Origin of the sequence: Tepidiforma sp. (assembly GCF_034433535.1) — a bacterium.
Classification (GTDB): domain Bacteria; phylum Chloroflexota; class Dehalococcoidia; order Tepidiformales; family Tepidiformaceae; genus Tepidiforma.
This window is the reverse complement of record NZ_DAOUAO010000046.1, coordinates 1-7,774: the sequence shown is the minus strand read 5'-3', so window position 1 is coordinate 7,774 and position 7,774 is coordinate 1. Positions and strand designations below refer to the sequence as shown.

The window sequence follows — 7,774 nt, the reverse complement described above, 5'->3', positions numbered from 1 at the left end:
ACGCTGCGGCACACCGGCTTCGTCGAACGCGATGCCAGTCTCGACCCTCACAAGACCCAGGCCGGGCCCCTCATCGGCCAGCAGGCCCTCGTCTTCAGCCGCCTCCTCACCTACCAGGATCAGGCCCGTGGCGTCCTCACCACCGACCTCGCTGCCAGCCTCCCCGAACGCCCCGACCCGACGACGCTCGTCTTCCGCATCAATCCCCAGGCCCGCTGGCACGACCTGCCGCCCCTCAACGGCCGCCCCGTCACCGCCGACGACGTCAAGCACAGCATCGAACGCCAGCGTTCCGGCGATACCACCTTCGTCCGCGCCCCGAACTGGTCCGTCATCGATGCCCTTGAGGTCACCTCGCCCCAGGCCATTACCGTCAAGCTCAAGGCCCCAATCGCCGCCGCACAGCACCTCTTCGCCGATGTCGCCTCCTTCATCGTCGCGCCCGAGCTCACCGCCGATTCCCCTGAGATCGGCGCCGAGCGGCAGATCGGCAGCGGCCCCTTCCTCTGGGTCGAATGGAACGACCAGCGTTTCGCCAGCGTGCGCCGCAACCCCGCCTGGTTCGGCAGCGACCAGCGCCCCTTCCTTGATGGCATCTCCCTCGTCCAGCCGCGCACCACGGCCGAAGTCGAAAGCGGCCTCCGCACGCGCGCGCTCGATGTTGCCGTCGTGAACCGAACCCTCGCCGATCACCTCAAGCGCGCCCTGCCCCAGCTCGTCGAAACCACGGTTGGCCATTCCCTCTTCTTCGGCGTGCGCTATTCGCTGGTCAACCACCCCTACAACGACCAGCGCTTCCGCAACGCCGTCACCTGGGCGCTGGACCGCCGCGCGATGATCCAGCAGTTCTTCGACGGGTCGGGCGGCCTCAACCCCTGGGTGAGCTGGCCCGTCTCCCGCTGGACGCTCCCCGAAAGCGAACTGACCGTCATCCCTGGCTACCGCCCCGGCGATGGCGGCCGACAGGAAGACCTCAAAGACGCCCGCGCCGCCCTCGAGGCCTTCCGCTCAGAGAAGACGCTCCCCTCCGACCCGCTCCCGCTCTTCGTCGTCGATACCACCGAATCCGCCATCTCGCTCGGGGCCGTCATCCGCGACCAGCTCAAGGCCGCCCTCGACCTCGATATCCGCGTGGTCCCGATGCCGCTGGGCCAGCTGGTGTCCCTGCTCCTTTCGGCCGAGGCCCCCTTTGCCGCCGGCCCGGATACGGGCTGGATCGACCTCGATGACTGGCTCTACCCCTACTTCCACTCCGCCGGCACCCGCAACAGCTTCCCCCTGCGCGATGCCGACCTCGACTCCCTCATCGAACGCCAGCGCCTCGAGCTCGACGAAGACGCCCGCCGCCAGCTCGGCTACGAAATCCAGCGCCGCATCCTCGCCATCAACCCGGCGGCCAATCTCGTCAGCGAACGCGTCGTCACCCTCGCCTGGCCCTACGTGAAGGGCTACCCGCTCGATACCACCGACGGCTACCAGGACCGCCTCGCCAGCTGCTGGATCGACGACACCGACCCCACCTTCCGCGGACGCGCCTAGCTCGCCCGCACCTCGAACCGATACCCGGTCCCCCGCACCGTCCGCACCGCTCGCCCGGCAGCCGTCTTCTCGAGTTTTCGGCGGATGTTCGAAATGTGCCGCCGCAGGATCTGCAGCGAGCGCGCGTCAGCATCGCCGCCCCATCCGCGCTCGATAATCTCCGCGGCCGTCACGGTGCGGTTCGCGTGGCCCAACAGCATCGCCAGGATCTCCACCTCACGCTCCGTCAGCTCGATGTCGCCGCCCGGCACGCGCAGCAGCATCCGCACCGGGTCGAGCTCGAACGGGCCGGCGATCACCGGCTCCGCCCCGCCAACGCCCTCCCGCGCCATCGCGGCGATCTTCCGCTCGACCTCCTCGCTGCTGCAGCTCCCGCGGGTCAGCCCGTCAATTTCCGGTCGGAACGTCCCCGGGATCGCCAGGCCAGGCGCCGAGGGGTCGCTCACGTAGAGCACGGGCACGAGCCGCCATCGCCGGTGCGTGTGGAGGGCCGTCACCAGGGCCGCCTGCTCGTCGGCGCTCATCCCGCACAGCACCAGCAGGTCGCAGATGGTCTCCTCCGCCCGTTCCAGCAGCCGCGCCGGCGCATCCAGCAGCTTCACGTCCAGGGTGCCGCCTATCAACGAACGGCCGACCATTGCCCCCGGAAGCCCGGCATCGATTACCAGCACCTTTGCCATGCGCGGCCTCGCTGCTCCTCGTTGAATCGCCGAAACCCGCTCGCAGGTGGCCCGGCGACGTTGCCCTATCAACGTACCGCCGCCCACCCTCCGCCCGGCATCAGGGCATTCCCCGTTTCACCCGTGCTGCCCGCCCATACCGCGCCGGCCGTTCCCTGAGCACGCGCTCCGCCGGCCCGGACCAGTTCATCCGTCAGCAAGGCCGCTTTCCAGCAGCCGCCGTGCGATCTCGCGCGGGTCAGCCCGGTAGGTGCCCTCTGCGATCGCCTTGCGAAGGGCGGCCACCCGCAGCGACCGCACCTCGGGAGCCGCCTCGACTGCGCGGAGCGCACGGGCCAGCAGCCGGGCGTCGTCCGTGATGCCGGCTGAATCTGTCGCGGGCGCCGGCTCGGCCGCCCGCACCACCCGCACCTGGGTCGGCTCCACCCCAATCGCCCGCGTTTCGCCAGTCTTTCGAACTCCAGTCACCCTTGGGTTCCCTCCTCGGTTGCTGTCGCCGCCCCCCGGGCTTACGCCCGGCCCGGCGCCTCTGTTTCGCCCGCCAGCCGCCCTACCACCACCAGCCGATGCTTGAGATCGCGCGTACAGGTGACCAGCGTCACCGTGGCCGCCGCATCGGAACGCAGCACCTCCACCGCGTCCGGGTCGACCACGCCCACCCATTCTACGACATAACGGTAAGCCTGGTCGCCAGCGTACACTTCGACCACGTCGCCCTCCTGCACTCGGTCCAGCGTGGCGAACCAGGCCCGGTGCGCGCGGTTCGCCACCGAGACATGCCCCGTCAGCACCATGTTCCCGGGCTGTCCCGGCATCGCCGAATCCAGGTGGTGCCCCACGGCCGTCCACGAGGTCTCCCAGCGTGGCCCGTCCCCATCCAGGACCACGCCCACCTCAGCCACCGGCGCATCGATACCAGCCGAGGCAATCACCACCCGCGTGGGCAGCCCGCCGGTCGAAACAGCCCGGTAGACCGCGTCAGGTTCAGGTTCCCGCCGCTCCCCGGCGATGGTGAGCTGCGCTCCCCCCGGCGCTCCGGGCGACGCACCTGGACCCGGGCCGAACCAGGCAATCGCCCCCGCCGCCGCGACCAGCATCGCAGCAACCAGTGTCGAACCATGCTGGCGTATCCCTGCCTTCCCAGCAGCCATCCCGTTCGTGACCTCCTCCGCGCCCCGGCGCGCTAGCCAGAGTGTCGGCACCAACAGGTCGATGCTTGATCGGTCAGCGGTGGTGGTTCAGGCGCCAAAAGATGACGACCAGGTGAACACGCCCGGCCCCGGCCAAATCTTCACAGTTCGTTACAACTGGTTCGTCCGAGGGTGACGCGGCGATTACCTCGCGCCATCGACGGCACGATACGCCGCCGTTACCGCCTGCCCCGACCGCAGCCTCGCCATCCGCCCCGAAGTCTCCCGCATCATTCCCGCCAGCAGCCCATCCGCAGCCGCCTGGATGGCGAGCAGCTCATCCAGCAGCAGCCGATCACCCTCCGCCAGGTCGCCTGCCGCAGCCGTGCACGCCGATTGCAACTCTCGATCAATCACATCCAGCCCTTCCAGCTCGCCCCGCTCAAGCGCGAGCAGGCGCTCCCGCGCAAGCGCGAGCGCCCGCTCGATGGCCCGTTCGCCATCTCCGTTCACGCAGCGGCTTCCGTTCCCGCCCGCGACGCGGCCTGTTGCGCACGCAGCCCGGCTGTGGCCGTTTTCCAGGCGTCCCCAATCTGCCCAATGAGCCGTTCCACTTCGCGCACCTTCTCCAGGTCGCCCAGCGATGCTTCAACAATCCGCCGCAGGCAGTACGCATAAATGGAGGCCAGCTGCTCGGCCAGCTCGCCCTGGCTCATATCCAGCGTCGCCCGCAGCTCCCCGATGATCAGGTACGCCCGGTTGGTCTCGTCATTGAACCCCTGCCGATTCCCGTTCTCCCAGTGCAGCTGCGCCTTCCGGAGCGCCTTCACCGCCCCATCGAACAGCATCGTGGTCAGCGTCACCGGGTCCGCCGTCATCGCGTCCACGGTGCGGTAGGCGGCAATCGGGTTGGTCGTCATGCGGGTGCTTCTCCCTTCGAACTGCGAAGTGCTCACGTTGGGTATCGACGCGCCGCCGCTGGCGGCACAGCAGGAACTTCCCTGCTCTTAGTTCTGCCCATTCGAACCGCCGAGCTGCCGCGCCATCTGCTGCAGGCTCGAAAGGATTCCCTGGGCCCGGGCCTGGGCCTGCTCCATGGCGGCGAATTTCCGCCGCAGCTGCTCCATCTCCGCCTCGATGCGCTTCTCCAGCGTGGCGATGCGCTCCGAGATGTCGTTCGAAACGCGGTCGAACGTCGCCTTCCGCTTATCCAGCGTTCCCCCGACCCCCGCCTGCGTCTCGGCGAACCGCTTCAGCCGCTGCAGAACACTCTCCGCGGTCGCGCCAACCGTAATGGTGTGCGTCCCCGCCTGGAGCGTCGGCCCAATCTGGAGCGTGATGCCCGGGATCAGGTTCGAATTCGTCCCGTTGGCGACTACCGTCGCCGTCGCCGTCGTCGGCGGACCCCCGTTCGCCGGCGTAAATGTGGCCGTCAGGTTCCCCGCACCGTCATCCGTAATCTCCCACCGCCCGGGCTCCAGGCCCGCGTAGGTCCCGCTGATGCCCGTGATCGACCCCGTTCCACCCGGCTCGAGGGTCGCGGAGAGGCTCAGCCGGCTCAACAGCTCCTGTACGCCGGCCTGGTTCGTCCGCACGGCTTCCGCGAACTTCGCCTCATCGAACTGCAGCGTGTTCGTGGTACCGATGGCCGAACCCACGGCGCCAAACGTCAGGCCAATCTGCGAGAGCGTCGTGTACCCGCCCGTCAGCCCCGTCCCGGGGCTGGTGATCAGGCTCCGCAGGTCGGACTTGAGCTGCCGCAGCGACATGTCCCCGCTGAGCGGTCCGGACTGGTTGTTGGTCCTCGAGCCGTCCGCCTTCGTCGCCGCATCGATCGCCTTCATCACATTGTTGAACTCGGTCACGAACGCCTTGATCGCATTCGCGCCCGCGGAGGTGTCGTGCGAGACCGTGACGGTCACCGGCGAGCTCGTCGTCTCGGTCAGCGTCAGCGATGTACCGCCGTAGCTGACCCCGTTCGAGGCCGACTCCTGCGCCGGTCCCCCGTCGATGCTGTACACCGCGTTCTGCCCGGCCGTCACCGTCCCCGTCGTCAGCCCCAGCTTCGCCGCCAGGTTGCCGCCGTAGGTGTCGTCTTCCACGGTCAGCATCAGGTTCCCGGTCGCCTTGTTCTGCAGCCGGATGGTGTCGGTCAGCGAGTCGTATCGCGCCGTCACCCCGGCTCCGCTCGCGTTGATCCGCGCGACAATGTCCAATAGCGAGTCGGTCGCGGCGTTATACGCGATGCTCACGCCATTGATGAACAGCTCGTGGTCGCCCGCTGCCGGCGCGCCGCCCTGCAGCCCCGCATCCGCCAGCTTCGCCGAGACGCCCAACCGCGCGATCGGCCCCGAACTCGTCCGCGTCGTGCCCGCTGCCGAGGTCAGGAGCCCGGTCGCGGCGAGGAAGTTCGAGGTATCCGAACCGCTTCCGAACGAGATCGCGCCCTGCGTCGAGGTTACCGTCACCAGGTTCGGCCGCCCCCAGCTGTCGTTCGAAATGCTCGCCGTCACGCCGATGCTGCTCGCATTGATGTCCGCGATGACATCATTGAGCGTCATATGCTGCGTAAAGGCATCGCCCGTCCGGGTCGTCCCCGGCGTCGAACCCAGGAGCCGCATCGCGGAGAGGAAGTTGGAGCTGTCCCCCGTCCCTCCAAGCACCACGTCGCCGTTTGTCGAAACGAGCTGCAGCCGGTTCAGCCGCCCGTTGGCATCGGCCACGATGCTCGCCGTCAGCCCGACCCCCGCGCTGTTGATCGCGGTCACCACGTCATTCAGCGACTGCGTGGTCACGTCGACCGTGATGGTCGCGGTCCCGCCGCCGGTGGTGCCCACGGTGAACGTCCCGCTGGTGACCGCCATGTCGATATTCGCCGATTGCAGCGCCACGCTCGCCTGCGCCGCCGCCGGCCCGACGGTGAACGTCTGCGACCCGCCCATCGCCGTCGCGATGGTGAACGTCCCGTTCGTCGGGACCGTCCCGAAGTTCGAACGGTTCATCGGCTTCGTCGCATCGATGCCCGCCGAAATGGGGGTGCCCTGGAGCCGCGTGGCGGTCGCCAGCTGACTCACGTTCACCGTGAAGCTGCCGGGCTGCGCCCCGGGCAGCGCTGAGGCGGTCACGCCGCTGCCGCTCACCGTCGCGGTCATCCCGCTGACCGATTGCGCCGCCGTCAGCGCCTTCACCTTCGCCAGCAGGGCGTTCATCGCGCTCTGCACCGAGCCGATCGCGTCCTTCCGCCGCTGGACCTGCGCCGCCTTCTGGTCGAGCAGGTCCACCTGCCGCATCCGGATCGCCGTCAGCTGGCGAATCACCGCCTCGGTATCGAACGTTGCGAAAAATCCGCCAATCCGAATCGGGTCGCTCATCGTCTCCCTCTACCCTCGACGTTCCAGCAGCAGACCCCCGGCGGCCTCTTCGCTCGCCAGCCGCCAGAGGTCTTCTGCCCGGATGCGTGCGACAACCTCCCCGTTGCGCAGGTCGCGAACCTGGATGGCGACCATCATCCCGTCACGGTCCACGACGTACTCCAGTTCGAGCGCCTCGGGCGCGTGCCCCGGCGCCAGCATCCGAATGAGCCGCTCCCGGTTGCCGCCAGGCTCCCGCTTCGGCGAATCCCGCCGTTCCCTCCGGTCGGGCTCGCCCCACGAGACCGCCGCCGTGGCGGTGCTCACCGGGGTGACACGTTCCAATCTAACGTCTGCCATCGCGGCATCCCTTCCGGGAATTACCTGATCATCGGTCCTGCCTTCCCGCAGCTTGAGCCCCCGGCACGAAATCGGCCCCCGGCCCGTCGTCAACGGGACCGGGGGCCGTGGGCCTGCTTAGCTGGTGAGCGAGACTAGCCGCGGAGGAGGCTGAGGACCGCCTGGGCCGACTGGTTCGCCTGCGCCAGCACCGCAACGCCCGCCTGCTGCAGGACCGTCTTGCTCGCCAGCTCGCTGGAGAGGGCGGCGACGTCAGCGTCGCGGATGCGGCTCTCGCTGGCGGTGAGGTTTTCGACGGCGACACCGAGGCTGTTGACGGTGTGCTCGAGGCGGTTCTGGGCCGCGCCGAGGTCGGAGCGGCGGGTGTTGAGGGTGGTGATGGCGGCATCGATCTGGTCGATGAACGCCTGGGCGGCGGTGTTGCTGGCGACGATGGTGGAGGCGGAGGTCCAGTCGACACCGCCGCCGGAGAGGAGGTTGAGGCCGGTGGCCTGGGTGGCGCGGACGTCGTTGAAGGAGACGTTCATGACGTCGTAGGCGGTGGTGTTAGCGCCGACCTGGAGGGCGGCGGCGCCGGTGCCGGTGACGACGATGGTGTCGTTGTCGGCGGCGGTGAGAGCGGCGCCGATGTTGTCGGCGGTTTCGCCGGCGGTGGAGGCGAGCTTGATGGAGATGCCGAGCTGGTTGAAGTTGAGGGTCTGGGAGCCGTTGGCGG

Annotated in this window: 9 protein-coding genes; 1 reads left to right on the top strand and 8 read right to left on the bottom strand. The window is 68.7% G+C overall.

Annotation, left to right across the window (positions count from 1 at the left end; genetic code table 11):
• Positions 1–1,539: ABC transporter substrate-binding protein (locus VAE46_RS02580; protein WP_322795347.1), on the top strand; the 1,539-nt coding region annotated here is incomplete at its 5' end.
• On the opposite strand, the gene VAE46_RS02575 is transcribed toward VAE46_RS02580, so the two are convergent.
• The 8 genes from VAE46_RS02575 to VAE46_RS02540 all read right to left on the bottom strand — a co-directional run.
• Positions 1,536–2,219, bottom strand: a complete 684-nt coding sequence (locus VAE46_RS02575) for a winged helix-turn-helix domain-containing protein (protein ID WP_322795346.1) — start codon at positions 2,217–2,219, stop codon at positions 1,536–1,538. The two genes, VAE46_RS02580 and VAE46_RS02575, sit on opposite strands and share 4 nt — an antisense overlap.
• Positions 2,220–2,405: 186 nt before the next feature.
• Positions 2,406–2,687: a flagellar biosynthesis anti-sigma factor FlgM gene (flgM, locus tag VAE46_RS02570; protein ID WP_322795345.1), complete on the bottom strand. Its 282-nt coding sequence runs from the start codon at positions 2,685–2,687 to the stop codon at positions 2,406–2,408.
• 41 nt (positions 2,688–2,728) lie between these two features.
• Positions 2,729–3,370, bottom strand: a complete 642-nt coding sequence (locus VAE46_RS02565; protein ID WP_322795344.1) for a sortase — start codon at positions 3,368–3,370, stop codon at positions 2,729–2,731.
• Between the two features lie 183 nt (positions 3,371–3,553).
• Positions 3,554–3,862: a hypothetical protein gene (locus VAE46_RS02560; RefSeq protein ID WP_322795343.1), complete on the bottom strand. Its 309-nt coding sequence runs from the start codon at positions 3,860–3,862 to the stop codon at positions 3,554–3,556.
• Positions 3,859–4,269, bottom strand: coding sequence for a flagellar export chaperone FliS (gene fliS / locus VAE46_RS02555; RefSeq protein ID WP_322795342.1), 411 nt, complete (start codon positions 4,267–4,269; stop codon positions 3,859–3,861). Before fliS ends, VAE46_RS02560 begins: the two co-directional genes overlap by 4 nt.
• A gap of 87 nt (positions 4,270–4,356) precedes the next feature.
• Positions 4,357–6,720 (bottom strand): flagellar filament capping protein FliD, encoded by a 2,364-nt coding sequence (fliD, locus tag VAE46_RS02550; protein ID WP_322795341.1) that lies wholly within the window; start codon positions 6,718–6,720, stop codon positions 4,357–4,359.
• 9 nt (positions 6,721–6,729) lie between these two features.
• On the bottom strand, positions 6,730–7,044 hold the full coding sequence (locus VAE46_RS02545) for a hypothetical protein (protein ID WP_322795340.1): 315 nt from the start codon (positions 7,042–7,044) through the stop codon (positions 6,730–6,732).
• 149 nt (positions 7,045–7,193) lie between these two features.
• Positions 7,194–7,774 (bottom strand): flagellin (locus tag VAE46_RS02540; RefSeq protein ID WP_322795339.1); only part of this gene is annotated, 581 nt, incomplete at its 5' end.